We start from the raw sequence: 26,588 nt of genomic DNA, 5'->3' as shown, positions 1-26,588 counted from the left end.
ATGCAGCTGACACGCACGCACCGCATACTCATCGGGGTCGTCATCGCCGGTGCGGTGCTCATCGCCGCGATCGGTTTCGCGGGTTCCTACGCCGCCGTGCGCGAGCTCGCGGAGGAGAAGGGCTTCGGGAGGTTCTCCCTGGTCTTCCCCATCGGCATCGACGCGGGCATCTGCGTCCTGCTCGCCCTGGACCTCCTGCTCACCTGGATGCGGATCCCGTTCCCGCTGCTGCGCCAGACGGCATGGCTGCTGACCGCCGCGACCATCGCGTTCAACGGCGCCGCCTCCTGGCCCGACCCGCTGGGCACCGCGATGCACGCGGTGATCCCGGTACTGTTCGTCGTCTCCGTCGAGGCCGCCCGGCACGCGGTCGGCCGGATCGCGGACATCACCGCCGACAAGCACATGGAAGGCGTCCGCCTCACCCGCTGGCTGCTCTCCCCCGTCCCCACGTTCAAGCTGTGGCGGCGGATGAAGCTGTGGGAGCTGCGCAGCTACGAACAGGTCATCAAGCTCGAACAGGACCGGCTGATCTACCAGGCCCGCCTCCAGGCCCGCTTCGGCCGCAGCTGGCGGCGCAAGGCCCCGGTCGAGTCGATGATGCCGCTGCGGCTGGCGAAGTACGGCGTACCGCTCGCCGAGACCGCCCCGGCCGGGCTCGCCGCCGCCGGAATCGAACCGGCCCTCCTGCCACCGGCCGAAGGGGCCCGCCCGAAGGCGGAGCTGCCGTACGAGCCCCAGCAGGAACAGGCGCTGCAGCACCCGCAGCAGGAGACCCAACAGGGCCAACAGCAGCAGCCGATGTCGCTCCAGAAGCAGGCACCCCAGGAACATCAGCGTCAGCAGCAGCCCGACCAGGACCAGCGGGCCCAACTCCCGGAGCACCAGGCCCTGGAGACCCCGCAGGTCCCGCCCACCCACGACAGCCCCTGGTTCGCCGCCCAGAAGCTGCCGGACAACGTCCACGAGAGCGCGTACGACCCGCAGTACGTCGAGGGGCTCGAACCCACCCCGGTGCAGATCCCCGCGGGCCCCGGCCGCACCCGCGCACTGGGTGACGTCGGCACCATCGGCGCGGTCCCGCACCCCCGGGGCGAGGACCTCCGCGAGGAGCCGCAGGCGGGCCCGGAGCCCGTACAGCAGGCGCGGCCCGTGCCGCAGGCCGCCGACGAGGAGCCGCCCGCCCCTCCCGCACCCGGCCCCGAGGACGCGCCGCAGCTGGAGGAGTGGTCCCAGGAGGACAACGACTTCGCCGACCGCGCGTACGAGGAGTTCAGCGCGTACACGGACCAGGAGGGCCAGTACCCGAACGTCGAGACCCTCGACATCCACCTGTCCGACCGGCACGACGTGCACCACCCGCGCTCGACCGAGCTGCTCCAGGACCTGATGCCGCGGTTCAGGGACCTCTACATGCGGCGTGTGACGGCCGACCAGAGCGCCTGAGCCGTAGACGTACAGACCTGCGGACACAGACGGAAGGGCCGCCGTCCGGGCGGAATCCCCGGGCGGCGGCCCTTCGCCGTGCGTGCCTGAAAGCCGTTACGCGCCCAGCAGCTTCCGCACCCGGTCCGCCCCCACCGCGAGGAGCAGCGTGGGCAGGCGCGGGCCCGTGTCGCGGCTGACGAGCAGCCGGTAGAGCAGGGCGAAGAAGGACCGCTGGGCGGCCTTCAGCTCGGGCGTCGGCTTGGCGTCCGGCTCCAGTCCCGCCAGCACCTTCGGCACGCCGTAGACGAGCGTGGTGAGCCCGTCGAGCGACCAGTGCGCGTCCAGCCCCTCCAGGAGGAGGCGCAGCGACTCGCGGCCCTGCTCGTCGAGCGAGCCCAGCAGTTCCTTGTCGGGCTCGTCCCGGACGATGGTGCGGGCCTCGGCCGGGACCTGGGTGGTGATCCAGTTCTCGGCGCGGTCGAGCCGCGGGCGGGCCTCGTCCAGCGAGGTCAGCGGGTTGTCCGGGTCCAGCTCGCCGAGGATACGCAGCGTCTGGTCCTCGGCGCCGGCGGTGATGTCGGCGACCGAGGCGAGCGTCCGGTACGGCAGCGGGCGCGGGGTGCTCGGGAGCTCCCCGGCCGCCGTGCGGACGGCCCGGGAGTACGCGGCGGCGTCGGCGGGCAGCACCGTGCCGTCGGCGACCTTGCGGCCCAGCGAGTCCCACTCGTCGTACAGCCGCTGGATCTCCTGGTCGAAGGCGATCTTGAACGACTGGTTGGGCTTGCGGCGGGCGTAGAGCCAGCGCAGCAGCGGCGCCTCCATGATCTTCAGCGCGTCGGCCGGGGTGGGCACCCCGCCTTTGCTGGAGGACATCTTGGCCATGCCGGAGATGCCGACGAAGGCGTACATGGGCCCGATGGGCTGCACGCCGTCGAAGATCTCGCGGACGATCTGGCCGCCGACGACGAAGGAGGAGCCGGGCGAGGAGTGGTCGACGCCGCTGGGCTCGAAGATCACGCCCTCGTACGCCCAGCGCATCGGCCAGTCGACCTTCCAGACGAGCTTGCCGCGGTTGAACTCGCTGAGGCGGACGGTCTCGGCGAAGCCGCAGGCCGAGCAGGTGTAGTTCAGCTCGGTCGTGTCGTCGTCGTAGGAGGTGACGACGGTGAGGTCCTTCCCGCAGTTGCCGCAGTAGGGCTTGTACGGGAAGTAGCCGGCGGTGTTGCCGCTGCCGTCGTCCTCGTCGGCGGCGCCGGAGCCCTCGGCGGCCTCCAGCTCGGCCTCGTCGACCTTCTTCTGCTGCTGCGGCTTCTTCCCGCCCTTGCCCTGGGCGGCCGCCGGGTCCTTCTTCGTCCGGTAGCGGTCCAGGACGGCGTCGATGTCGGCGCGGTGCTTCATCGCGTGCAGGATCTGCCCGCGGTAGGCCCCGGCGGTGTACTGCTCCGTCTGGCTGATTCCGTCGTACTCGACGCCCAGCTCGCCCAGGGCCGCCGTCATGGCGGCCTTGAAGTGCTCGGCCCAGTTCGGGTACGCGGAGCCGGCCGGGGCGGGCACCGAGGTCAGCGGCTTGCCGATGTGCTCGGCCCAGGACGCGTCCACGCCCGGGACCCCGTTCGGTACCTTGCGGAAGCGGTCGTAGTCGTCCCAGGAGATCAGGTGGCGCACGGCGTGCCCGCGGCGGCGGACCTCGTCGGCGACCAGGTGCGGGGTCATGACCTCGCGGAGGTTGCCGAGGTGGATCGGGCCCGACGGGGACAGACCGGAGGCGACGACGACCGGTTTGCCAGGCGCACGACGCTCCGATTCGGCGATGACATCGTCCGCGAAGCGGGAGACCCAGTCGGTCTCGGTGCTGGTCTGACTCTCGGCCACGGTCGGCACGTCCTTCTCTCGTCTGTCGTTTCCCGATGGGGTACGGACCATTCTCCCAGCAACCCCCCGCAGCGCGAAAACGGCTTTACGCCCCGTGGGATACTGAGGAGATCCCTTGTCTCCCTACGGAAACGGCAGCCAGACCATGGCCTCGGTCCCTTCCCTCGCTTCCACGCTCCAGCAGCAGCTGGCGGACGCCCTGACGGCAGCACTGCCGGATGCCGGCGCCGCGGACCCGCTGCTGCGCCGAAGCGACCGGGCCGACTTCCAGGCCAACGGCATCCTGGCGCTCGCCAAGAAGCTCAAGGGCAACCCGCGCGAGCTGGCCGCCCAGGTCACGGCCACCCTCCCGGCGGGCGGGCCGATCAAGGACATCGAGGTCTCCGGGCCCGGCTTCCTCAACATCACGCTCACCGGCAAGGCGATCGTCGAGACGCTGGCCGCCCGGTCGGCGGACGACGAGGGCCGGCTCGGCGTGCCGCTGAAGGCGGAGGCCGGCACCACGGTCATCGACTACGCCCAGCCGAACGTGGCCAAGGAGATGCACGTCGGCCACCTGCGGTCGGCGGTCATCGGCGACGCCATGGTCAGGATCCTGGAGTTCACTGGCGAGAACGTCGTCCGGCGGCACCACATCGGCGACTGGGGCACCCAGTTCGGCATGCTCATCCAGTATCTGATCGAGCACCCGGGCGCCCTGAAGCACGAGGGCGACGCGAGCGACGGCGAGGCGGCGATGTCGACGCTCAACCGGGTCTACAAGGAGTCGCGGGCCCTGTTCGACTCCGACGAGGAGTTCAAGGCCCGGTCCCGGGACCGGGTGGTGGCGCTCCAGGCCGGTGACCCGGAGACGCTGGAACTGTGGCAGGGCTTCGTCGACGAGTCGAAGATCTACTTCCACTCGGTGTTCGACAAGCTCGACATGGAGATCCGCGACCCCGACATCGTCGGTGAGTCCGGCTACAACGACATGCTGGAGGAGACCTGCCGCATCCTGGAGGAGACGGGTGTCGCCGTCCGCTCCGAGGGTGCGCTGTGCGTGTTCTTCGACGACGTCAAGGGCCCGGACGGCAACAAGGTCCCGCTCATCGTGAAGAAGACGAACGGCGGCTACGGCTACGCGGCGACCGACCTCTCCGCGATCCGGAACCGGGTGCGGGACCTCAGGGCCGACACCCTGGTGTACGTGGTCGACGCCCGGCAGTCGCTGCACTTCAAGATGGTCTTCGAGACGGCCCGGCGGGCGGGCTGGCTGGGCGACGAGGTCAAGGCCGTACAGCTCGCGTTCGGCACGGTCCTCGGCAAGGACGGCAAGCCGTTCAAGACCCGTGAGGGCGAGACCGTGCGGCTGGAGGACCTCCTCGACGAGGCGGTCGACCGGGCCACGGCGGTCGTCCGGGAGAAGGCCGACAAGGTGGGCCTGTCCGAGGAGGAGATCGTCGAGAACGGCCGGTACGTCGGCGTCGGCGCCGTGAAGTACGCGGACCTGTCGACCTCCGCCGTACGGGACTACAAGTTCGACCTGGACCAGATGGTGGCGCTGCACGGCGACACGTCGGTGTACCTCCAGTACGCGTACGCCCGGATCCAGTCGATCCTGCGCAAGGCCGGGGACGCGGTTCCCGCCGCCCACCCGGAACTGGAGCTGGCCCCGGCCGAGCGGGCGCTCGGTCTGCACCTGGACCAGTTCGGCGAGGTGCTCGCCGAGGTCGGTGCGGGCTACGAGCCGCACAAGCTGGCCGCGTACCTCTACCAGCTGGCGTCCCACCTGACCACGTTCTACGACCAGTGCCAGGTGCTCAGCCCGGACAACGCCCCGGAGGTCGTCGAGAACCGGCTCTTCCTGGTCGAGCTGACCGCCCGGACCCTGCACCGGGGGATGGCACTGCTGGGCATCCGGACGCCCGAGCGGCTCTGACCCCGAAGCGTCCTGTGCGCGTGGGCCCCGGCACGGGTGATGTGCCGGGGCCCACGCGCTTCGGGGCCTGCCGGAGCGGACACTCCTCAGGGGGCGGCGAGCTCCACAACGACGTCGTAGACCGCCGGGTTCGGTGTGACCGGCTGCTCGGTCTGTTCACGCGCGGCCCGGGTGCGGGAGGCGAAGTCGGGGTCGGCGGTGGCGGCCTCCCACGCCTCCTGGCTCTCCCAGTGGGAGACGTTGACGAGCTGAAAGCGGGAGTCCGAGGAGCGGGCCCGGTGCATCCGCGAGTCGATGAAGCCGGGCTTGTCCCGCATGAGGCGGGCCCCCTGCTCCCACTTCTCGTCGAGCTCGTCGAGCTCGTCGGCGGAGATCTCGAAGACGTTGATGAAGGTGACGGACGAGTCCGGCGTGCCGACGGCCGGGAGGCTCTCTGTGGTCATGCCGAAAGCGTAAGCAGTGGACAGGAGTTGGGGGCGGGACAGGGCGGGGCGGGCCTCGGGCGTCTGACCGCACCCGGGGCGGCGCGGGGCGGCGGGACCGTACGACGCCGCCGGGGCACCGGTGGCTATCGGCCGGCTGCGTGCGGCCGGGGCGGGGGCGGGGGCGTCCCGCCGTCGCCCGCGTCCCGTTCGCCGAGCCGCAGCGCCTTGATCCGGTGGCTCGCGGGGCGGCGGCCGCCCTTGCGCCCGGCGGCCCGGTCCATGGCGGAGGGCACCACGTTGCCGGGGCGCCGCAGGGCGTCCAGCACCTCGGTCAGGTAGCGGCCCATCTCGGCCGACGCGGCGGCCCCGTCGCGGTCCGCCACCGCATCGCGGACAACCCGGTGGGAGGCCCAGCCCTCGGGCTCCGCCGTGATCACGATGGACACGAACGCCAGCATGGTCCGGTACTGGAGCGGCTCCAGCACCTCGACCAGCGTCGCGTGGCCCGACATCAGGGTCAGGACGCGCAGAAACTCGCGGTGCGCCCGGTTGGCGTCCGGCCGCGCGCCGCGCGCCAGCGCGTCGAAGCCCTGCTCCAGGGTCCAGTCCAGCGCCGCCAGTTGGTCCGCGTCGTGGAAGCCGGCGGCGCGCTCGGCGGCCCAGGGCTCCAGCCTGGCCCGCGCCTCCACGGTCTCGATGATCCGGTCGAGATCCTCCGGCCCTAGGCGGGGGATGAACGCCCCCCGGTGCGCGTGCATTTCGACCAGGCCGCGCCCCGCCAGGCTGCGCAGGGCCTCGCGCACCGGTAGCCGGGAGACCCCGAGCGCCTCCGCCACGGCCTCGGTGACGATGTGCTCGCCGGGGCCGAGGCGCAGGTTGAGGATCTCCGCGTTGAGCAGCTCGAAGACGCGTTTCTCCAGCGTGGCGGCCACTTGGGGGCGGGCGGGACGGCTAGGCGGCATGGTCCTCAGTATCCGGTACGGGCCCGGCGTCGTCCCGACGCGCCCACACGATGCCCATCAGCGGTCACTTGACGGGCAACTCAGAATCGGATCCAATCTAACTATGGCTACCCTAACTTGATGGGTACTCCTCCCTGACCGAAGCAACCGAAACAGGTGCCGCATGACCACCACCGCTCCGGCCCCTTCCGCGCCGGCCGGCGGCCCCCGCCCGCCGCTGACCCACGCAGAGGCCGTCGCCACCGCCCGCGCGCTGGCCCCCCGACTGAGAGATCACGCTCCCGAGGCCGACCGGCTGCGCACCCTCCCCGACGCGGCCGTCCGGCTCCTGGACGAGGCACACCTCTTCGACGTCCTGACGCCCCGGGTCTGGGGCGGCAGCGGACTCGGCTTCGACACCGCGCTCCTGGTCACCGAGGAGCTGTCCCGGGGCTGCGCGTCGGCGGGCTGGGTGCGCGCGGTGATGGGCGGCAACACCTGGGCCGTCGCCCAGATGCCCGTCCGGGCGCGCCAGGAGGTCCTCTCCGCGCCCTCCTCCCGCGTCGCCCTCCAACTGCGGCTCGACGGCCCGCCCGCCGAACGGGTCGCCGACGGCTACCTGTTGCCCGGCATGCGCGGGCGATTCTGTTCCGGCATCGACCACGCCGAGTGGATCTTCGCCGGGGTGAGCGCCCCGGCCGCGCCCGGAAGTGAACCGGAACCGCACGTCGTGCTCCTCCCCCGCCGGGTCACCGAGGGCATCGACGACTGGCACACCGGCGGACTGCGCGGAACGGGCAGCCGCTCCTTCACCACCCCCGAACTCCTCGTCCCGGAACACCGCGTCCTGCCCCTGAGCGGACTCGACCCGGTCAACGCCTCGCCCCACGGGCGCCCGGAGACCGCCCCGTACCGGATGGCGTTCGCCGCCATCGGCACGGTGGCTCTCGCGGGGGTCCTCCTCGGCACGGCACGGGCGGCCCTGGACACCCATACGGAGAACGGCGGGCGCGGCTCCGCACTCGACGCGCCGGCGCTCACCGCCACCGTCGACGCCGCCCGCGCCCTGCTCCTCGCCGACCTGGCGGCACTCGCCGACTCGGGTACTCCCGGCGGAAGCCCGGAGGAGCGGTCCCGCATGCGCCGGGACATCGCCTACGCCGGTACACGCTGCCGCGAGGTCGTCAGCACCGTCTACGAGGCGTCCGGCGCGGGCGCGATCTACGACACCGCGCCCGTCCAACGAATCTGGCGGGACGCCAACGCGGCCGCCCAGCACCCCGCGTTCGACCTCCGCCGCTGGGGCCCGCCCCACGCGGAAGCCCTGTCCTCCGCCGTCACCGCCCCCCGGGAGACATCCGCATGAACACGGCCGGCACCACTGACACCACCGCCACCACCCCGGACACCACCGCCCCGCAGGGTTCCGAGGCCGCCGCCCTGCTGCGCCGCACCCTGCGCGGCCACGCGTCCGGCGTCACCGTCATCACCGTGCCCGGCCCCGTCGGCTTCACCGCGTCCTCGTTCACCTCGGTGTCCCTGGAACCGGCGCTGGTCTCGTTCTGCCTGGACGCCGAGACCTCCGCCGCCCCCGCCGTCCTGCGCGCCGAACACTTCGCGGTACATCTCCTCGGCGCCCGGCACACCGCCCTGGCCCGGACCTTCGCCCGCTGGAGCCCCGACCGCTTCGACGCCCCCGGCTGGACCGCCCACCGCCTCGGCCCCCCGCTGTTCCCCCCGGCGGCGGGCTGGCTGGTGGCCCGGGTGGAACTGCGGCAGCGCATCGGGGACCACTGGCTGATCGTGGGCGAGCTGGCGGACGCGGCACCCCCGGCGCCCTCGGACCCGGACCGCTCCGCCCCCTCGGCCGCCGCTCCCCTGATCCACCACAACGGCGCCTTCGCCGGAGCCGCCCCCCTGCCCCCGGAGTGAGGGACCCGGCCGGAGCGCGCGTCAGGCCGCGGGCTCCCACCCGGTCTCACGGTTGCCGTACACGTACTCCGGCCGCCCCTTCATCCCACTGGTGCGGAACGGCTTCCCGTGGTCGTCGATCCGCAGCGCCCCTTCCTTCCCGCCGCTGCTCCATTCCAGCTCCAGGTACCAGGTGACGTCGTAACCGACGGCCTTCATGTCGAGGTTGAAGACCTCCACGTCCTCGGACGACACCTTGTACGGGAAGTCCACGGCCGGAACCACCGTGTCCCCCTGCTTCCCCGGCACCGGCCGGAGGGTGGGATGCCCGGCGTCGAGGTGGGAGGCGAAGGTCTGGGGCATGATCCCGCTGCCGCAGCCGTTGCCCATCAGATACGCCGACCAGGGCAGCGGAGCCTTGCGGGACACGACGCGTACGTGCATGCCCTTGAGGACGACCGCCTCGCGGGAGGTCCCCTGCACGGTGAGCTGGAGCAGCATGTTCCCGGCGTCGACCCCGCCGTACGACTCCGCCCAGCCGCGCCGGTCCTGCAGCGCGGGCGGCGGGTCGAGCTCGTCGGGCCCCCGGTTCACCAGATAGTGCTGGCCGCAGGGTTCGTCCCAGTTGTACGAGGAGATGCTGACGGTCGGCGGAGCCCCCAGGCCCGTACCGCTGCCGCTGCCACCACCGCCCTGCGGCTGCCCCGGCCCGGAGCCCGCCGACGGCTTCACGGACGACGGCCCCGAGGGGGACGCGGAGGCGCTCGCCGAAGGACCGGCCGGACTCGGGCTCGCGGAGGGGCGGGGCGCAGCCGAGGCGGAGCCGTCCGGCGCCGGCCCGGGGTCACCGCCCGCATCCTCCACCCGGTCCGCGGCGCTCCCGCCGTCCGCCTTCCCCGACCCGACGAGATCGGCGGCGACGACGGTGGTGGTGGGCACGAGGAGCGCGGCGACCCCGGCGGCGGCGATGAGCACCCGGGTACGCCGGGAGAGCCGGGACCACCGGGAGCCCGCCCCCGACCGATCACCAGCGCCGACGCCACCTGGTGTAACGGACAGCTCGACGGCCTCAGCGACTTCGACGGCTTCGACGGCTTCGGGAACAACAGCAGGCACAGGAACTCCGGCAGACGCAGGGGCAGATGCGGCCGCCCCCGGAGCCGCCCCCGCCGGAGGCCGCCGCCGCGCCGCGTCCGCCACGATCCACCGCCGGTGCACCTCCACCAGCTCGTCGCCGGACGCCCCGCACACCCGCGCGAACCGCTCCACCGGGGCGAACTCGTTCGGCACGGCGTCCCCGTTGCAGTACCGGTGGAGGGTCGACGTGCTGACGTGCAGCTTCCCCGCCAGAACCCCGTAGCTGCGCCCCGAACGGTCCTTCAGATCCTTCAGCAGAGCCGCGAACTCCACGGCCTCCGGCGTCGCCACGACGGCGTTCCCCTTCCTCGTGCGTCCCGGAACGGCGTTCCAGGGACGCGGAATTCCCGCAGGTCACCGTACGCGTAGACGTTCCAGCGTCCCCAATGGTTCGGCAGGCGTTGCGGTCGGAATCCGCCGTCCCACAAGCTCGGACCAGACCACAGCACGGGCCGGCCGTTCAACCGGATGAGCACATCAACCGAGTACGGGGAGTACCACCGCCATGCGCACCAACCGCATCCGCACCACCGCCCTCGCCGCCGCTCTCTCGCTCACCGCCTGCGGCGGCGAGGACAAGGCCATGGGGACCGAGGCAGCCGCCCCGACCGAGACGGCTGCCCCGCGGCGACGAGTACCGACGACCAGGCACAGCCCGACGCCCCGAAGGCCGGCACGCCCGACACGCAGACGGTCCCCGCCGGAGGGAGGCACGCGGGCGGCAACGGCAACAGCGACACCAACGGCAAGAAGCCGGAGACCGCGCCGAACGCGAAGGCCCCGGCGTCGATCCCGGCCTGCACGACCACCAACTCCAAGGTCAAGGTCTCCTCGGTCAGCCGCCCGGTCAACCACCTGCTGCTCACGGTGACCAACACCGGCTCCGCCGACTGCGCCGCGTACTACGCACCGTTCCTCCGCTTCGACGACGCGCAGGCCGTGTACCCGGTCTACGACGACAGCAAGCCGCAGGCGGTCGTCGTGCTCTCCCCCGGCGAGAAGGCGTACGCGGGCGTCGCGCTCCTCGGAGAGCCCGGCGAGAACGAGCCGGTCAAGAGCGCGAACCTCGGCGTCACCATGGTCGACAGGAACAACGAGCCGAAGAACGAGGCCACGGTAAAGCTCCCGGCGGAGACCTACACCGACAGCCTGGGCTTCGTCACCTACTGGCAGTCGGACGTCGAGACCGCCCTGATGTACTGAGCGGACGAGACAGCCGGGGCCAGCGCCTGACGTGCGGTAACTGTGCGCGACCCGTGCACATTTGTTGTACGGGTCGCGCGTGCGTGAAGTGGGTTCCGGGGTGGCATGGGGAACCGTATGCACCCCAGAAAGCGACAGCGTAAGAACGCGTCGACGATGAAGCTCGTGGGCAAGCTGGTGTCACGCTTCCGCAAGGAGGCGGGCCTCACGCAGACCGAACTCGCCCAGGCCGCAGGCGTACAGGAGGACACGATCGCCTCCGTCGAGCAGGGCAGACGCTCGCTGGTCCCGGATCTGGCGGAGACGATCGACGATCTGCTGGACACCAAGGGCGCGCTGGCGACGGCGGTCGACAACATGCCGGAAGTCGATGATGATGAAGCTGACGTCGGACGAGGACCACCGGGAGCAGCTACGCCACCTCTACGCGATGGCCCAACTCCCGGGCATCTGCCTCCAGGTGCTCCCGCTCGACAGCCGGGTCCACGCGGGCCTGAACGGCCCCTTCATCCTCCTGGAGACACCGGACCACCAACACGTCGCGTACACCGAGACGCAGCGCGGCAGCCAGCTGATCTCCGACCGGAACGAGGTCAGCATCCTGGCGCAGAAATATGCGATGCTGCGAGCCCAGGCGCTCAGCCCTGTGGAGACCCTGCGCCTGCTGGCCCGCTTACTGGGAGAGACATGAGCACCGCACTGAACTGGTTCAAGTCGAGCTACAGCGGCGACGAAGGCGGCGCGTGCCTCGAAGTCGCGTACGACTGGCGGAAGTCGAGCTACAGCGGCAGCGAAGGCGGGCAGTGCATCGAGATCGCCGCCCACCCCGCCGCCGTCCACGTCCGTGACTCGAAGGACATCGAGGGCCCGACGTTCACGTTCGCGCCCACGGCCTGGTCGGCGTTCGCCGCCTACGCGGCCACCGCCTGACCGCAGCGCCGTACCGTAGGCAGCGCGCCGCACGGCCTCACGCCCGGACCGTCTCGTAACGGAGCAGCACGACCCCGTTGCCGAAGGTCCGGGTCTCCAGCAGCCGGAGCCCCTGCCGCTCCTCCGTGTCCCGGAAGAAGGGGCGGCCCCGGCCGAGGATGACCGGATGGATGTAGATCCGGTACTCGTCGACCAGGTCGAACCGCCGGAACGACTCCAGCAGGTCCGCCCCGCCGACCGCCAGGTCCCCCGAGGCGGCGTCCCGCAGACCGCGCACCTGCTCCGGGTCGACCTCGTGCAGCAGGGTCGCCCCCGGCCCCACGCTCTCCAGCGTCCGCGAGAAGACGAACTTCGGCATGTCCCGCCAGATGCCCGCGAACTCGGCCATCGGCCCCTCGTTGGCGGGGTCCTGGTCGGCGGTCGGCCAGAACTCCTCCATCAGCTGGTAGGTGACGCGTCCCTCGACGAAGCCGCCCATCGTCCGCAGGTAGTCGTTGAAGTGCTGGTGCACCTCCTCGTCGACGGTGTGCCAGTCGATGTCCTGGTCGGGCCCTTCGAAGAAGCCGTCGAGGGAGAGCGAGATGGACGTGACGATCCTGTTCACCGGGGTCTCCTGCCGGATCGGCCCGGCCAAACGGGGGGGCCGGGCGGCGCGCAACGGGCCTCGACGATATGCCTTCGAGGGGAGTTCGTCCGGAATTGAGGCCCCTCGGCCACCGGTCGCGCTGCGTTCGGCCGCTGCCCGGACGACCGCCTCCAGGCGTTCGCCGCCCGCCGCGATGCGCCGGGGTCGAGCCCGAGCGATCCGCCCGCCGCCGTGAGGGGACCGATCGCCCGGGAGAGCCGTTCACGGGGTTCACGGGCGTTTGTGGACGGTTCCTTCCTTCATGACGAAGGCGACCTTGCCGGTGACCTCGATGTCGGTGAAGGGATCGCCGGGCATGGCGATGATGTCGGCGATCCTGCCGGGCGCGAGTACGCCGAGGTCGTCGAGTCCGAGCAGCTCGGCGGCGACGCTGGTCGCCGCTTTCAGGGCGCGGACAGGGGTGATGCCGGTGGAGACCATGGCGGGGAACTCCCGCCAGTTCTCCGCGTGCGGGAACATCCCGGCGTCGGTACCGAAAGCGATCTTGATGTCGGATGCCGCGACGTGCTCCGCGCCGTCCAGCAGCTCCTTCTGGTGAAGCTGGAACTTACGGCGCTTGTAGAGGGGTTTCCGCTTCCAGAAGGCGTCGTCGTCGGCGTTGCGGGCATCGTTGAGAACGGTGAACTGCGTGGGTACGAGGTAGACGCCCTGGTCGGCCATCATCCGCAGGGTCCCGGCGGTGGCGAGGTTTCCGTGCTCGATGCTGCGGACACCGGCCCGCACCGCCCTGCGCACGCCTTCGTCGCCGTAGCAGTGCGGGGTCACCGGGCGGCCCAGGTCCCGGGCGGTGGCGACGAGGGTGTCCATCTCGTCCTGGGTGTACGTCGCCTGGGTGGGCTCGTCGGAAGGGCTGGAGAACCCTCCGGTGGCACCGAACTTGATCCAGTCGGCGCCCGCCCGGATCTCGGTACGGACCCGGGTCCGGATCTCGTCGCAGCCGTCGGCGGCGGCCAGCTCCGCCAGCCGGGGCGGGCTCTGGTACTGGTCGCCCAGGGCGCTCGAAAAATCGCCGTGCCCGCCGCGTGCGGAAATCAGGTGAGGGGCCACGAGCATGCGCGGCCCCTCGATCAGCCCCTCGGCGATCGCGTCCCGCAGGTCGAGCGTGTTGTACGCGGGGTCGGAGCCGGTCAGGTCCCGGACCGTGGTGAACCCGTTGTGCAGCAGCGTACGCAGAATCGGGAGCGTGGCCAGCGCGGTCGCCGTGGCCGAGCGGCCGAACGCCGCCGTGATGTCCGGGGTGATGGTGACGTGGGTGTGGCAGTCCATGAAGCCGGGGGTCACGGTGTGCCCGGACAGGTCGATCACCTCGGCCCCGTCGGGGGCCGGGATCCCCTCGTCGATCCTCGTGATCCGACCGTCCTCGACCAGGATGTCGCGGACTCCGGCGGGCGCGTCCTTGAGCCCGTCCCACACGGTCGCTCCGGTAAGCAGCGTGGTCATCGCCATCCCTTCAATCGTGAAACACGTCGAGAACACAGGGCGGACCGGAAAGCGGCCGAGTCCCCGGGGCTTCCGGGCTTCCCGACTCCCGGGACCTCAGGACTCCGGACTTCCCGACTCCCAGGCCTCCCGGCCTCCCGGCCTCCAGGCCTCCCGGCCTCCCGGCCCCCAGGCGTCGGGTCCCGGTGGTCCCGGCCACCGGCGGCGCCCCGGACATACGGCCGACCTGGCGGAGGGCCCGACGGGACACCTGCCCGAGCAGGAGGCCACCCGGCATACCGCCTCCGGCGGCCTCGTCCGTCGCCGTCGCCGTCGCTGTCGCAGTCGCCGTCGCCGTCGCCGTCCGTATCGCCGCCGGCACCGACGCACCGATCGGCCCGTCACGCACGCAGGCCGAGCGTCCGGCCGGAGCGAGGCCGTTCCTGTTCCCTGCGGAGGCATCCCTTCCCCGTGGGGAAGCGGCGGCGGCTCCTGTCACTCGTTCGGCCCCGAAGAAGCCGGAGCCGCCTGCCGTCCCTGCCGCGTCCGGGCCACGCCCGAGCCGTGTACGGACCGTCCGAGCCACGTTCGCGCCGCCAGGGTCCACGTACGACGTCCCGGTCATGGTCCACGTACGACGTTCCCGTCAGGGTCCACGTACGGCGTCACCGCCGGGTCCGACCTGCCCGGCCAAGGGCGTCGGAGGCGAACGTCGTCCGCTCGCGGGACGGCCCCCTCCAGCCCGGCCCTCTCGATCAGCGCCTCCATGCCGGCGTGGAGCTGCCGGACCCCTTCGCCACGCGCCTTCGCCGGCACGGGCAGCCGGTGATGGCCGCGCCCACCCCGCTACCGGCCCCTCGGCCCGCCCCGCCACCTGTCTCCGCCTGCCTCCCCGTGCCCCTCCCGCCGTACGGTCTCCACCAACGACGCCAGGATCGGCTCGGCGGCGGCCCAGAGCAGCGCGCCGCCGATGCCCGGCACGACCGTGCGCTCCGCGCCGGGGATACGGGAGACGAGCCGCTTGCCGAGGTCCGGCGAGTGTGCGGCGTCTTCCTCTCCGTACCGGACGTCGACCGGGACGGTAATCGCGCCCAGGTCGAAGGGCCACCGTCCCATCGCGAGCACGGTGTCCCGGGCGTATCCGGCAGCCGCGCCCTGGGAGAACGCCTCGTCGAGGGCGCGGCCGTAGGCGGCGGCGAAGCCGGGGTCCTCGTACACGGCGAGATCGCACGCCGGGCTCCCGGCCAGAACCATCCGCCGCATCGCGTCCGCGCCGAACCCGGCGAACATCCTCTCCGCCCCGGCCGGGTCCTCCGCGACCCGCGCGACCAGGTCCCGCAGCTCGTCCGGCAGCGCGGCGGCGAACTCCGGTGCCGCGACCTCGTCGGCGGCCGAGACGAGCGTGAGCGCGGAGACGACGCCCGCCGCCGCGCAGGCGAGGGCGAAGGGGGCGCCCTGGGAGTTCCCGAGCATGGCCGGCCGCGGGCCCAGCCCGCGCAGCTCGGTCAACTCCCGTACGTCGTCCACGAAGTCGGCGAAGGTCCGGGCGGGCGCGGGCGTGGAGACCCCGAGCCCGGGACGGTCCACCGAGACCAGCCGGACGCCCTCCGCCTCGGCGGCCCCGGCCCCGACCCCGAGCCACCGGCTGGTCGCGGCTCCGGGAGAGAGCAGTACGGGCAGCCCGTCCTGCGGCCCCCACTCGGCCCAGCCGAGAAGCCTCCCGTCGGAGAGGCACGTGGTTCCGAGGCGGGCGGGATCATCGACGTACAGGCTCATGCCCGACATCATCGGCGAGCCGGCAGCGCCCCCGCACCGGGTTTATGGGGATCGGTCCCGGGCCCGGCGCGACGATCAAGAGGCCCACCGGGTCGTACCGCTCGCGGGTACGGCGAGAACGCGGACGAGTGCGCCGATGACGGGCTCGGCGTGGTCGGGCAGGTGGCGGCGGACCCAGTCTGCTGCCAGGGCGAGGAAATCGGTGAGGTCGCGACCGACTCCGTCCAGCAGCCGGCGAAACTCGACGGCGGACAACTCGATCACCGGGCTGTCGCTCTGCTCGATGTCGACGACGAGCCGGACGGAGTCGCCGGCCAGTTCGACGACGGGGTCGGGGTCGTGCCCGAGGAAGGCACATCCGGTGCCATCGATGACCGAGTACCCGTCACGCCAGTCCTCCAGCCCACTGCAGCAGCCGGGGAGCAGGGTGACGCCGGTCGAGCCGTCCACGACCCGCAGGCCACCGGCGGCGAAGAGGTCGTCGAACGTCAGCAGCCCGTGCAGGAAGGATGCGAGCGGGTCGGCCGGGCGCGGCAGGCGGTCGTCCCCCGCGCCGGGATCGGGGTCGATGTCGTTGCACCGGGCGATCAGCATCAGCACTGTCCCGACCTCGGCGGACGTGAGCCTTCCGCTCAGTGCCATGAACCCCGAGGACTCACCCTCGGCAACAGGCCAGAGAGAGAAGTCGGCGGGGACGTAGATCTCCAGGACGGGCTGCATCACGATCATCCGGCCGAGTGTCCCGTGCGCCCTTCTGCCCCGCACCTGAATTGAAGTCGCCGCCCCCCCACTTGTCAGTGCCGCCGCCTAGCCTCACCATCATGGCGACGCTCCCCAATCCACTGCCCGACCTGGCCTCGTCCGGCCTGGACCTCCCGCCCGGCTCCCTGGTGGACGCCACCCTGGACGGCCCCTGGCACGAACCGCTGCTCTGGTACGCGGACGGCCCGGCGGCCCCGCGCGACTGGCCGGACCTGCGGGCCGCCGGACGGCGGGTCGGGCTGCTGCCGGTGCTGGTCACGGGCGGCCGGCGCGACCAGTGGCCCGAGGACTGGGACCTCTGCCCGGACGGCACGTCGTATCCCGGCGACCACGACGCCGACGAGGTACTCGCGGGCTATTGGACGGACTACGCGGCCGACGAGGTGGGCGACGGCACGGCCGCCGGGGAGAGCGGGGAGCGGTCCGACGAACCCGGCTCCTGGCCCGGGCTCGCGCCCGTCCCCGCCCGGGAGGCGGCCGAGGACGCGGACACGGTGGCCGCAGGCCTCGCGGGCGTGATCGCCGCCGACGCGGACGAGTGGCTCGGCGGGGCGCGGACGGCCCTCGTCCCGGCCCGCCGCAGCGCCGACATACCGGCGGCGATCGGCTGGTCGGGCCCGATGAACCACGAGAACGACGTGGCCCGGCTCTGCGCGGTGCTCCGCCCCTGGGAGGACCGCTACGACGCCCGGGTCGTGGTGCTCGGCTTCGACACGATGATCGTCTCCGTGGGCCGCCCCCCCGCCACCGCCGAGGAGGCCCGCGCCCTGGCCGCCGAGCACTACGCCTTCTGTCCGGACAACATCGACCAGTCCCCGCCGTACGCCCTCGACGTGTACGCCGAGAAGGCCGTGCTCAACCAGGAAGCGTGGTCGTTCTGGTGGGACTGAGGGTCCCCCGGCAGAAGAGGGTCCCCCGGCAGAAAGCGACGAGAACCGCCCCCCGCGAGGAGCAGCACGTGCCCGACCGCCGCACCACCCCACCACCGTCCCGCCCGGCGAAGCAGCGCTCCGACCTGTCCGCGATCAAGGCGTGGTGGCGCGGCCTGGGCGGCGACGGCTTCGCCGTCCTCCCGCCGCCGACCCGGAGCCGCTTCGCGCAGTCCGACGGCCACGAGGACGCCGCCGAGCTGTTCGCGGCCCGGTCCACCGCCACCGGCACCTCCTTCGCGTACTGGCACTGGCAGTCCCACGCCGCCTTTGACCGCTCCGGCGCCCTCGGGAGCGAGTTGTACCTGCACTGGGGCGGCGACCACGCCACCGTCGCCGCCGGTCTCGGGGACGGCCCGGACGGCTACCGGATCGTCAACGGCGGCCCGCAGGGCGCGTTCCGGCTGGACACGGTCACGGACCAGGACGACGACGGGCTGCCCGACCCGCAGGACGCGCCCAGGAGGTCGCGGACGCCCCCCGGCTCTCCGACGCTGCGCGCGCGATCGGCCTGAAGACGGCCCGCGCGCACTACGTCCCGCGCTACCCGGACCAGGTCCGCCCGGCTCTCACGGACGGCGAGCTGAGCGCGGCCCACGCCTGGCTGGAAGCCCGTGCCCACCTGCCGACCGGGAACTGAGCCCTCGTACCCGTGCGGGTGGCGGGCCCACGGGGTTGACTCGGACACATGAGCGACGACAGGCCTGGTAGGCACAGCGGCGGCGGCACTCCGGCAGTCACCCCGGCGGCCGCCCCGGGCACGCCCCCGACCCCCGCGCGTGGGTCGCCCCGCTGATCTCCACCGTCGTGACGCTGCCGATGGGACTCGTCGCCCTGTTCGTCGGCGGGCTCACTCCGATGGCGTGCGACTCCTGCGACGGGGCGGCGGCCAACCGCTTCGACGCGAGCTTCACCATCGCTTGGACCGTCCTGTGGACCGGCCTGCTCCTCGCCCTGATCCCGCTGATCGCGAGCTGGGCCGTCCCGCACCAGCTCCGCCACGCCGCCCGGCGCAGGGGTCTGGCCCTCACCGCACCTGCCACCGCGGTGGTCGCTTCGTAGCATTCATGGCACTGGTCGACTGGCCCTGACAGAAAGTGTCCACCCCCATGAACGACACGAACCTCACGACCACGACGGAAGCCGCCTCCGCGGCCGAGGCCGCCGAACGCCTGATAGCCGAGTTCCGCGCCCGGCCCGCAGGCAGCGACCGAAAACCCGAGATCATCACCGAGCTGGACGCCAACGCCCAGGCGCTGCCGTTCCTCGTCCGGGTCGTCGCCGACCCGGACGAATACGACCTCGCCCGCGTCGAGAGCGCCACCGCACTGCGCCTGTGGCCCCCGGCCGACCCCGCGCTGCGCCACGAAGCGGGCCGCGCCCTGCTCAGGGCGCTGCGGGACCCGGAGGAGGACCTGGTCCCGCAGTACGCGGCGATGTCGCTGGCGCCCTACACGGACGACCCGGCCGTCACCACGGTCCTGAACATCACCGCACGGGCCGACGAGGACCCGCTCGTACGGGACAGCGCCCGCTTCTCCATCGAGGAGGCCCACCGGCTCCAGGAGACCGGAGCCGGTGGGCCGTGAACCACAACAGGCTGAGCCGACCGGCTCAGCGCCGGTCGCCGCCCCGCCCCAGCCACTGGGCGGCCTCGGTCGCCCAGTAGGTGAGGATCATCTGCGCCCCGGCCCGCCGGATCCCGGTCAGGCTCTCCAGGATCGCCTTGTCCCGGTCGATCCAGCCCTTCTCGGCGGCGGCCTCGATCATGGCGTACTCGCCGCTGATCTGGTACGCCGCGACCGGCACGTCCACGGACTCCGCGACCTTGGCGAGGATGTCCAGATACGGTCCGGCGGGCTTCACCATGACCATGTCCGCGCCCTCCTCCAGGTCCAGCGCCAGCTCCCGCAACGACTCGCGGGCGTTGGCCGGGTCCTGCTGGTAGGTCTTGCGGTCGCCGCTGAGCGAGGAGCCGACGGCCTCACGGAAGGGGCCGTAGAAGGCGGAGGAGTACTTCACGGTGTAGGCGAGGATCGACACGTCCTCGTGCCCGGTCTGGTCCAGGGCGTCACGGACCACGCCGACCTGGCCGTCCATCATCCCGCTGGGACCCACCACATGGGCCCCGGCGTCCGCCTGGACCTGGGCCATCTCCGCGTACCGCTCCAGGGTCGCGTCGTTGTCCACCCGGCCGTCGTCGTCGAGGACTCCGCAGTGGCCGTGGTCGGTGTACTCGTCCAGGCACAGGTCCGACATCACCACGAGGTCGTCGCCGACCTCCTCGCGGACCGCGCGCAGCCCGAGCTGGAGGATGCCGTCGGGGTCGGTGCCCGCCGTGCCCCGGGCGTCCTTCTTCGCGTCCTCCGGGACCCCGAAGAGCATGAGCCCCGAGACCCCGGCCGAAACCGCCTCGACGGCCGCCTTCCGCAGGGTGTCCAGGGTGTGCTGGTGCACGCCGGGCATGGCCGAGATGGCGACCGGGGCGTCGATACCCTCCCGTACGAACGCGGGAAGGATCAGGTTCGCGGGGTCGAGCCGTGTCTCGGCGACCATCCGCCGCATCGCCGGGGTCGTCCGCAGCCGCCGGGGGCGGGAGCCGGGGAAGTTTCCGTACGCAGTCATGCCTCGACGATAGACCCGTGCGCGGCACGGTCTTACCGACACCCGCGCCGGGAAAGGCCTGCGAACAGGCCCCGGAAACGGCGGCGGGCCCGGCCGCCGAAGCGGCCGGGCCCGCTCACCCTCGTACCACTGTCACTACGTCGTCGTCCGACGCCTGCGCGCACCCGGGCGCCGCTCGCTCGGCCGGGTCACCGGGTCACCGGCCTCCTTCGCCGCGTCCCGGCGCTGCGCGCCGAAGGCGGCGAGCGCCTCGGCGAGCTTGTGCACGGACGGCTCCGGGGACAGCACGTCGACCCGCAGGCCGTGCTCCTCGGCGGTCTTCGCGGTGGCCGGGCCGATACACGCGATCACGGTCACGTTGTGCGGCTTGCCCGCGATGCCGACCAGGTTGCGGACGGTCGAGGACGAGGTGAACAGGACCGCGTCGAAGCCGCCGCCCTTGATCGCCTCGCGGGTGTCGGCCGGCGGCGGCGAGGCGCGGACCGTGCGGTACGCGGTGACGTCGTCGACCTCCCAGCCCAGCTCGATGAGCCCGGCCACCAGAGTCTCGGTGGCGATGTCGGCGCGCGGCAGGAACACCCGGTCGATCGGGTCGAAGACCGGGTCGTAGGGCGGCCAGTCCTCCAGCAGCCCGGCGGCGGACTGCTCGCCGGAGGGCACCAGGTCCGGCTTCACACCGAAGTCGATCAGCGCGGCGGCGGTCTGCTCGCCGACCGCGGCGACCTTGATCCCGGCGAAGGCACGGGCGTCGAGGCCGTACTCCTCGAACTTCTCCCGGACCGCCTTGACGGCGTTCACGCTGGTGAAGGCGATCCACTCGTAGCGTCCGGTGACCAGGCCCTTGACCGCGCGCTCCATCTGCTGGGGCGTACGCGGCGGCTCGACGGCGATCGTCGGCACCTCGTGCGGCACCGCACCGTAGGAACGCAGCTGGTCGGAGAGCGACGCGGCCTGCTCCTTCGTGCGCGGGACGAGCACCTTCCAGCCGAACATCGGCTTGGACTCGAACCACGCGAGCTGGTCGCGCTGGGCGGCGGAGCTGCGCTCTCCGACCACGACTATGACCGGCCGGTGGCCCTCGGGCGAGGGCAGCACCTTGGCCTGCTTGAGGACCTGGGCGATCGTTCCGAGGGTCGCCGTCCAGGTGCGCTGGCGGGTGGTGGTGCCCGCGATCGTCACGGTGAGCGGGGTGTCGGGCTTGCGGCCCGCGGAGACCAGCTCACCGGCGGCGGAGGCGACCGAGTCCAGCGTGGTGGAGACGACGGCGGTCGCGTCGCTCGCGCCGACCTCGCCCCAGCACCGGTCGGAGGCGGTACGGGCGTCGACGAAGCGGACGTCCGCGCCCTGCGCGTCACGCAGCGGCACCCCGGCGTACGCGGACACGCCGACGGCGTTCGCGACGCCCGGGACGACCTCGAAGGGCACCCCGGCGGCGGCGCAGGCGAGCATTTCCGCCCCCGCGTTCCCGTCCAGGCCCGGGTCGCCCGCGACAGCACGGACCACCCGCCTGCCGCCCTTCGCGGCCTCCATGACAAGATTGGCCGCATCCCTGAGAACGGGTACACCGGCGATTGTTGACGAGGTGTCAACAACTGTCAGCTCAGGCGTGCTCACGCCTGCCCGCGCATGGCTGCGGACGACGTCGAGCACATCGGGCTCGGCGACAAGGACGTCCGCGCCCGCGAGCGCCTCGACGGCGCGCAGGGTCAGCAGCCCCGGGTCGCCGGGGCCGGCGCCGAGGAAGGTGACCTGGCCTTGGGCGGACAGGAACGGAAAGTCGGATGCGGCGGGGCCGGTGGGGCTCAAAGTGCTCGCTCCCCCATAAGACCGGCCGCACCCTTGGCAAGCATCTCGGCCGCGAGTTCGCGACCGAGGGCCGCCGCGTCGTCGTGCGACGTGGGGACGGGACCGGTGGTGGACAGCTGCACGAGCGAGGAACCGTCGGTGGTACCGACGACTCCGCGCAGGCGCAGTTCGTTGACAACCTGTCCGTCGACCAGGAGGTCGGCCAGCGCACCCACAGGTGCGGAGCAGCCGGCCTCCAGGGCGGCGAGCAGGGCACGCTCGGCGGTCACGGCGACCCGGGTGTACGGGTCGTCGAGCTCGGCGAGCGCGGCGGCGAGGTCGGCGCTGGACGCGGCGCACTCGATCGCCAGTGCTCCCTGGCCGGGAGCGGGCAGGACGGTGTCGACCGGCAGGAAGTCGGTCACCTCACCGCTCCGGCCGAGACGGCTGAGCCCGGCGGCGGCGAGAACCACCGCGTCGAGCTCCCCGTCGCGCACGAACCCGATCCGCGTGTCGACGTTGCCCCGGATGGGGACGGTCTCGATCCGCAGTCCGTGGGAACGGGCGTACGCGTTGAGCTGCGCCATGCGGCGTGGCGAACCGGTGCCGACGCGGGCGCCGTCGGGCAGCTGCTCAAGGGCCAGCCCGTCCCGGGCGATCAGCGCGTCGCGCGGGTCCTCGCGGTGCGGCACGGCCGCCAGCACGAGGTTGTCGGGCTGGCTGGTCGGCAGGTCCTTGAGCGAGTGGACGGCGAAGTCCACTGCGCCGCGCAGCAGCGCCTCGCGCAGCGCCGCGACGAACACGCCGGTGCCGCCGATCTGCGCCAGGTGCTCGCGGGAGGTGTCCCCGTACGTGGTGATCTCGACGAGCTCGACGGCGCGCCCGGTCACCTCGCGAACCGCCTCGGCGACGAGTCCGGACTGGGCCATGGCGAGCTTGCTGCGCCGGGTGCCCAGCCGGAGCGGCGCGGGATTCCGCGCGCCCGGGGATGAGTTGTCGGTCATGACCGCCCTCTATTCGGGTCGTTCAGGTCTGCCCGGGAGACGGCGGCCACCGTCTGCGGGTCGAGGTCGAAGAGTTCTCGCAGCGCGTCCGCGTACCCGGCGCCGCCGGGTTCGCTGGCGAGCTGCTTGACCCGCACGGTGGGCGCGTGCAGGAGTTTGTCGACGACGCGGCGCACGGTCTGGGTGATCTCGGCGCGCTGCTTCTCGTCCAGGTCGGGGAGGCGGCCGTCCAGCCGGGCGATCTCGCCGGCGACCACGTCGGCGGCCATGGTGCGCAGGGCGACCACGGTCGGGGCGACGTGTGCGGCGCGCTGGGCGGCGCCGAAGGCGGCCACCTCGTCGGACACGATGGTGCGGACCCGGTCCACATCGGCGGCCATCGGGGCGTCCGCGGACGCCTCGGCGAGCGACTCGATGTCGACGAGGCGCACACCGTCGATGCGGTGGGCGGCGCCGTCGATGTCGCGCGGCATGGCGAGGTCGAGCAGGGCGAGCCGGGCCGGTCCGGTGGACTGGGCGGGCACGGTGACCCGGCGCGGCGCGGTCGCCGGACCGGCCTGCGCGGCGGAGGTGGCGGAACCGTTCTCCACCCAGGCGGCGTGCTGGTCGACGTCGGCCGGGGCCGTGGTGACGGAGACCGCCGGCCTCTCCGGCGCGGCGTCCAGGGTCACGCCCAGGGCGTCGGCGAGGGCGTCGGCGGTGAGCACGAGACCCGTGGAACCGGTGCAGGAGACGACGATGTCGGCACGTGTCAGTTCGTCGCCGACCGCGGACATCTCGACCGCGTGCGCGCGCACCGGCGTGTCGTCGCCCTGCTGGAGGATCTCCACCAGGCGGTCCGCGCGGGACCGGGTCCGGTTGGCGACGACGATCTCGGCGACGCCGGTCCGGGCGAGGGTCGCGGCGGCCAGCGAGGACATGGAACCGGCGCCGATGACCAGGGCGCGCTTGCCCGCGGCCCAGCGCTCGGGGTCGGCACCGGCGGCGAGCTGCTGGAGCCCGAAGGTGACGAGCGACTGCCCGGCCCGGTCGATGCCGGTCTCGCTGTGGGCGCGCTTGCCGACCCGCAGGGCCTGCTGGAAGAGGTCGTTCAGCAGCCGTCCGGCGGTGTGCAGCTCCTGGCCGCGCGCGAGCGCGTCCTTGATCTGGCCGAGGATCTGGCCCTCGCCGACGACCATCGAGTCGAGCCCGCAGGCCACCGAGAAGAGGTGGTGGACGGCCCGGTCCTCGTAGTGCACATAGAGATACGGAGTGAGCTCTTCAAGACCGACGCCGCTGTGCTGGGCGAGCAGGGTGGACAGCTCGGCGACGCCCGCGTGGAACTTGTCCACGTCGGCGTACAGCTCGATGCGGTTGCAGGTGGCCAGCACGGCCGCCTCGGTCGCGGGTTCCGCGGCGAGGGTGTCCTGGAGCAGCTTGGCCTGGGTCTCGGCAGCGAGGGAGGCCCGTTCCAGTACGGAGACGGGGGCGCTGCGGTGGCTCAGCCCGACCACGAGGAGGCTCATGCCGGCATCACGGCGGGCATGCCCCCGTCAGGTCCCTTCCGGCCGGCGGGCGTGGCACGCATCGGGGGCGCACCCTCGTCCTCGGCGGCGACGTCCTCACCGGCCTTGCGCTGCTCGTGGAACGCGAGGATCTGGAGCTCGATCGAGAGGTCGACCTTGCGTACGTCGACGCCCTCGGGCACCGACAGCACCGTGGGCGCGAAGTTCAGGATGGAGGTCACACCGGCGGCGACGAGCCGGTCGCAGACCTGCTGGGCCGCGCCGGGCGGGGTGGTGATCACACCGATGGACACGCCGTTGTCGCTGATGATCCGGTCCAGGTCGTCCGTGTGCTGGACGGCGATCCCGGCCACCGGCGTGCCAGCCATGGCGGGATCGGCGTCGATCAGCGCAGCGACCCGGAAGCCGCGCGAGGCGAAGCCGCCGTAGTTGGCGAGGGCCGCGCCGAGGTTACCGATGCCGACGATGGCGACCGGCCAGTCCTGGGTGAGCCCGAGCTCGCGCGAGATCTGGTAGACGAGATACTCGACGTCGTACCCGACACCGCGGGTGCCGTAGGACCCCAGGTAGCTGAAGTCCTTGCGCAGCTTCGCCGAGTTGACCCCGGCCGCCGTGGCCAGCTCCTCGGAGGAGACCGTGGGGACCGATCGCTCGGAGAGCGCGGTCAGGGCGCGCAGATACAACGGAAGTCGGGCGACGGTGGCCTCGGGAATTCCTCGGCTACGGGTCGCCGGTCGGTGATTTCGGCCAGTTGCCACGGTGCTCCTGCGGGATGAGCGGGGCTGCAGGCGGCCGTATGTCCCAGGACCGCCCCGTCGAATGCAGGCTATGCCTTTGTGAACGCGTGCACAAAGATGATGTCCGTTTTGTCTGGTCAAAGTGACCGGGGTCACGCACATTCCCCGCGCGATCCCGGAACCGGGGACCGCATCAGCCCGTTGCAGCCTCGAAGGGGGCAAAGCAGTACACACTCCTCACAGCTAAGCCCCCGAGGCCACTCAAAACGCCCGCAATGTTAACCGGGTTTCGCGTCCGCACCCAGCGCCTTGCGCAGTCTCGCCGGGTCCACGCGCCAGAACGTGTGCTGTTCGCCATCGATCAGCACCACCGGAATCTGCTCCCAGTACTCCTTGTACAGCTCCTCGTCCTCGGTGATGTCCTTCTCCACCCATGACGCACCGATCTCCCCGCAGACCGCGCCCACCACCGCCCGCGCGTCCTCGCACAGATGACACCCCGGCTTGCCGACCAGCGTGACCACCCGCTCGGCGGGCTTCTTCCTCGTACGTCGCAGCAGAGCACTCATGCCTTCATTCTGCGCCCGCCACGCCCGCTTACTGAGCCTGCGACGGTCACTTTCCGGGCCCACGCACCCCGGCACCGGACCGCCCGGAATCGCCCGATTCACCATTCCGACCCGCAGCGTTCACACCCCTGCATCGCGGCAGGTCGGGCAGGTGCGGACGGACTGGCTATGCTCACCGCATGGCCGCTCTTGGATGGCTCACACCCCGTAGGCGTTCCGCTACCGCACGGAGCGTCCTGGCAGGCGAGGCCGCCGCCGAGGCCGCACGCAGGACCTCGGCCGCCGACGACGACTCCACTCTCCTGACCAAGGCCCCGGAAGAAGCGGACGCGGCACCTCCCGAGGAACCCGCGTTCCCCGTCGCCGGGGACGACCGCGCCGCCGCCTTCTTCGACCTCGACAACACCGTGATGCAGGGCGCCGCGATCTTCCACTTCGGCCGCGGCCTCTACAAGCGGAAGTTCTTCGAACGCCGCGAGCTCACCCGGTTCGCCTGGCAGCAGGCGTGGTTCCGGCTGGCCGGCGTCGAGGACCCCGAACACATGCAGGACGCCCGCGACAGCGCCCTGTCCATCGTCAAGGGCCACCGCGTCTCCGAGCTGATGTCCATCGGCGAGGAGATCTACGACGAGTACATGGCCGACCGCATCTGGCCCGGCACCCGCGCCCTGGCCCAGGCCCACCTGGACGCCGGACAGAAGGTCTGGCTGGTCACCGCCGCCCCCGTGGAGACCGCCACCATCATCGCCCGCCGCCTCGGCCTGACCGGCGCGCTCGGCACCGTCGCCGAATCGGTCGACGGCGTCTACACCGGCCGGCTGGTCGGCGAACCCCTGCACGGCCCCGCCAAGGCCGAGGCCGTCCGCGCCCTGGCCGCCGCCGAGGGCCTGGACCTGGAGCGCTGCGCCGCCTACAGCGACTCGCACAACGACATCCCGATGCTCTCGCTGGTCGGCCACCCCTACGCGATCAACCCGGACACCAAGCTCCGCAAGTACGCCCGCGCCCGCGACTGGCGGCTGCGCGACTACCGCACCGGCCGCAAGGCGGCCAAGGTCGGCATCCC

The 26,588-nt window shown here is 72.2% G+C and carries 23 protein-coding genes and 4 pseudogenes; 13 read left to right on the top strand and 14 right to left on the bottom strand.

The genetic code is table 11. From position 1 onward, the window contains the following. A partial coding sequence (locus B9S58_RS09125) for a DUF2637 domain-containing protein (protein WP_103531609.1) occupies positions 1-1,446 on the top strand: 1,446 nt, incomplete at its 5' end. Positions 1,447-1,542: 96 nt separating this feature from the next. On the opposite strand, the gene lysS is transcribed toward B9S58_RS09125, so the two are convergent. Then, on the bottom strand, positions 1,543-3,309 hold the full coding sequence (gene lysS, locus B9S58_RS09120; protein ID WP_181009242.1) for a lysine--tRNA ligase: 1,767 nt from the start codon (positions 3,307-3,309) through the stop codon (positions 1,543-1,545). A 136-nt stretch (positions 3,310-3,445) separates the two neighbouring features. Between lysS and argS the strand changes: the two genes are divergently transcribed. Further along, on the top strand, positions 3,446-5,218 hold the full coding sequence (argS, locus tag B9S58_RS09115) for an arginine--tRNA ligase (RefSeq protein WP_103531608.1): 1,773 nt from the start codon (positions 3,446-3,448) through the stop codon (positions 5,216-5,218). Positions 5,219-5,304: 86 nt separating this feature from the next. Here argS and B9S58_RS09110 read toward each other — a convergent pair whose 3' ends face one another. Both B9S58_RS09110 and B9S58_RS09105 read right to left on the bottom strand, forming a co-directional pair. Then, complete coding sequence (locus B9S58_RS09110) at positions 5,305-5,661, bottom strand: antibiotic biosynthesis monooxygenase (protein WP_103531607.1); 357 nt, start codon at positions 5,659-5,661, stop codon at positions 5,305-5,307. A gap of 125 nt (positions 5,662-5,786) precedes the next feature. Then, positions 5,787-6,605: a GntR family transcriptional regulator gene (locus tag B9S58_RS09105; protein WP_103531606.1), complete on the bottom strand. Its 819-nt coding sequence runs from the start codon at positions 6,603-6,605 to the stop codon at positions 5,787-5,789. A gap of 163 nt (positions 6,606-6,768) precedes the next feature. On the opposite strand from B9S58_RS09105, the gene B9S58_RS09100 reads away from it, so the two are divergent. Continuing rightward, a complete protein-coding gene (locus B9S58_RS09100) occupies positions 6,769-7,950 on the top strand; it encodes an acyl-CoA dehydrogenase family protein (RefSeq protein ID WP_103531605.1) in 1,182 nt (393 codons plus the stop codon). Continuing rightward, positions 7,947-8,516 (top strand): flavin reductase family protein, encoded by a 570-nt coding sequence (locus B9S58_RS09095; RefSeq protein ID WP_103531604.1) that lies wholly within the window; start codon positions 7,947-7,949, stop codon positions 8,514-8,516. Before B9S58_RS09100 ends, B9S58_RS09095 begins: the two co-directional genes overlap by 4 nt. 21 nt (positions 8,517-8,537) lie before the next feature. Here B9S58_RS09095 and B9S58_RS09090 read toward each other — a convergent pair whose 3' ends face one another. Then, positions 8,538-9,923 carry a helix-turn-helix transcriptional regulator gene (locus B9S58_RS09090; protein ID WP_103531603.1) on the bottom strand — a complete coding sequence of 462 codons (1,386 nt, stop codon included), beginning with the start codon at positions 9,921-9,923 and terminating at the stop codon, positions 8,538-8,540. A 214-nt stretch (positions 9,924-10,137) separates the two neighbouring features. On the opposite strand from B9S58_RS09090, the pseudogene B9S58_RS09085 reads away from it, so the two are divergent. From B9S58_RS09085 to B9S58_RS09075, 4 genes and pseudogenes are all read left to right on the top strand, one after another. After that, positions 10,138-10,835: pseudogene (locus B9S58_RS09085) on the top strand (DUF4232 domain-containing protein). A gap of 105 nt (positions 10,836-10,940) precedes the next feature. Continuing rightward, a pseudogene (locus B9S58_RS39940) lies at positions 10,941-11,117 on the top strand (helix-turn-helix transcriptional regulator); the annotation flags it as partial. Positions 11,118-11,205: 88 nt separating this feature from the next. After that, positions 11,206-11,526: a Scr1 family TA system antitoxin-like transcriptional regulator gene (locus B9S58_RS39935; protein ID WP_308457895.1), complete on the top strand. Its 321-nt coding sequence runs from the start codon at positions 11,206-11,208 to the stop codon at positions 11,524-11,526. Beyond that, a complete protein-coding gene (locus tag B9S58_RS09075) occupies positions 11,523-11,765 on the top strand; it encodes a DUF397 domain-containing protein (RefSeq protein ID WP_103531602.1) in 243 nt (80 codons plus the stop codon). The genes B9S58_RS39935 and B9S58_RS09075 overlap by 4 nt, the downstream gene beginning before the upstream one ends. Before the next feature lie 37 nt (positions 11,766-11,802). Here the strand turns inward: B9S58_RS09075 and B9S58_RS09070 are convergent, their stop codons facing one another. From B9S58_RS09070 to B9S58_RS09055, 4 genes are all read right to left on the bottom strand, one after another. Then, on the bottom strand, positions 11,803-12,369 hold the full coding sequence (locus B9S58_RS09070; RefSeq protein ID WP_103531601.1) for a dihydrofolate reductase family protein: 567 nt from the start codon (positions 12,367-12,369) through the stop codon (positions 11,803-11,805). Positions 12,370-12,621: 252 nt separating this feature from the next. After that, positions 12,622-13,851 carry an amidohydrolase family protein gene (locus B9S58_RS09065; RefSeq protein ID WP_219818877.1) on the bottom strand — a complete coding sequence of 410 codons (1,230 nt, stop codon included), beginning with the start codon at positions 13,849-13,851 and terminating at the stop codon, positions 12,622-12,624. Positions 13,852-14,676: 825 nt separating this feature from the next. Next, positions 14,677-15,606 carry an alpha/beta fold hydrolase gene (locus tag B9S58_RS09060; RefSeq protein WP_219818876.1) on the bottom strand — a complete coding sequence of 310 codons (930 nt, stop codon included), beginning with the start codon at positions 15,604-15,606 and terminating at the stop codon, positions 14,677-14,679. Between the two features lie 75 nt (positions 15,607-15,681). Next, positions 15,682-16,335: a hypothetical protein gene (locus B9S58_RS09055; protein WP_181009241.1), complete on the bottom strand. Its 654-nt coding sequence runs from the start codon at positions 16,333-16,335 to the stop codon at positions 15,682-15,684. 92 nt (positions 16,336-16,427) lie between these two features. On the opposite strand from B9S58_RS09055, the gene B9S58_RS09050 reads away from it, so the two are divergent. The 4 genes and pseudogenes from B9S58_RS09050 to B9S58_RS09035 all read left to right on the top strand — a co-directional run bounded on the left by B9S58_RS09050 (position 16,428) and on the right by B9S58_RS09035 (position 18,886). Further along, positions 16,428-17,258, top strand: a complete 831-nt coding sequence (locus tag B9S58_RS09050; RefSeq protein ID WP_103531599.1) for a DUF4253 domain-containing protein — start codon at positions 16,428-16,430, stop codon at positions 17,256-17,258. Positions 17,259-17,326: 68 nt separating this feature from the next. Then, positions 17,327-17,752: pseudogene (locus B9S58_RS09045) on the top strand (hypothetical protein); the annotation flags it as partial. A gap of 337 nt (positions 17,753-18,089) precedes the next feature. Further along, positions 18,090-18,388: pseudogene (locus tag B9S58_RS09040) on the top strand (hypothetical protein). 18 nt (positions 18,389-18,406) lie between these two features. Beyond that, a complete protein-coding gene (locus B9S58_RS09035) occupies positions 18,407-18,886 on the top strand; it encodes a hypothetical protein (protein ID WP_103531598.1) in 480 nt (159 codons plus the stop codon). 25 nt (positions 18,887-18,911) lie between these two features. Here B9S58_RS09035 and hemB read toward each other — a convergent pair whose 3' ends face one another. The 6 genes from hemB to B9S58_RS09005 all read right to left on the bottom strand — a co-directional run bounded on the left by hemB (position 18,912) and on the right by B9S58_RS09005 (position 25,522). Continuing rightward, positions 18,912-19,922: a porphobilinogen synthase gene (hemB, locus tag B9S58_RS09030; protein ID WP_103531597.1), complete on the bottom strand. Its 1,011-nt coding sequence runs from the start codon at positions 19,920-19,922 to the stop codon at positions 18,912-18,914. A 135-nt stretch (positions 19,923-20,057) separates the two neighbouring features. Continuing rightward, positions 20,058-21,728 carry a bifunctional uroporphyrinogen-III C-methyltransferase/uroporphyrinogen-III synthase gene (locus B9S58_RS09025; protein ID WP_103531596.1) on the bottom strand — a complete coding sequence of 557 codons (1,671 nt, stop codon included), beginning with the start codon at positions 21,726-21,728 and terminating at the stop codon, positions 20,058-20,060. After that, positions 21,725-22,711: a hydroxymethylbilane synthase gene (hemC, locus tag B9S58_RS09020; RefSeq protein WP_103531595.1), complete on the bottom strand. Its 987-nt coding sequence runs from the start codon at positions 22,709-22,711 to the stop codon at positions 21,725-21,727. The genes B9S58_RS09025 and hemC overlap by 4 nt, the downstream gene beginning before the upstream one ends. Next, on the bottom strand, positions 22,708-24,216 hold the full coding sequence (locus B9S58_RS09015) for a glutamyl-tRNA reductase (RefSeq protein ID WP_103531594.1): 1,509 nt from the start codon (positions 24,214-24,216) through the stop codon (positions 22,708-22,710). The genes hemC and B9S58_RS09015 overlap by 4 nt, the downstream gene beginning before the upstream one ends. Then, the gene (locus B9S58_RS09010) at positions 24,213-24,974 is read right to left on the bottom strand and encodes a redox-sensing transcriptional repressor Rex (RefSeq protein WP_103531593.1); all 762 of its coding nucleotides are present in this window, start codon (positions 24,972-24,974) and stop codon (positions 24,213-24,215) included. The genes B9S58_RS09015 and B9S58_RS09010 overlap by 4 nt, the downstream gene beginning before the upstream one ends. A 257-nt stretch (positions 24,975-25,231) precedes the next feature. Beyond that, the gene (locus B9S58_RS09005) at positions 25,232-25,522 is read right to left on the bottom strand and encodes a glutaredoxin family protein (RefSeq protein WP_103531592.1); all 291 of its coding nucleotides are present in this window, start codon (positions 25,520-25,522) and stop codon (positions 25,232-25,234) included. 179 nt (positions 25,523-25,701) lie between these two features. On the opposite strand from B9S58_RS09005, the gene B9S58_RS09000 reads away from it, so the two are divergent. After that, on the top strand, positions 25,702-26,588 hold an 887-nt coding region (locus B9S58_RS09000), incomplete at its 3' end, for an HAD family phosphatase (RefSeq protein WP_103531591.1).

This window comes from Streptomyces sp. SM11 (assembly GCF_002910905.1).
Classification (GTDB): Bacteria; Actinomycetota; Actinomycetes; order Streptomycetales; family Streptomycetaceae; genus Streptomyces.
Note: the sequence above shows the minus strand (reverse complement) of the source record. Positions and strands in the feature narration are given on the sequence as shown.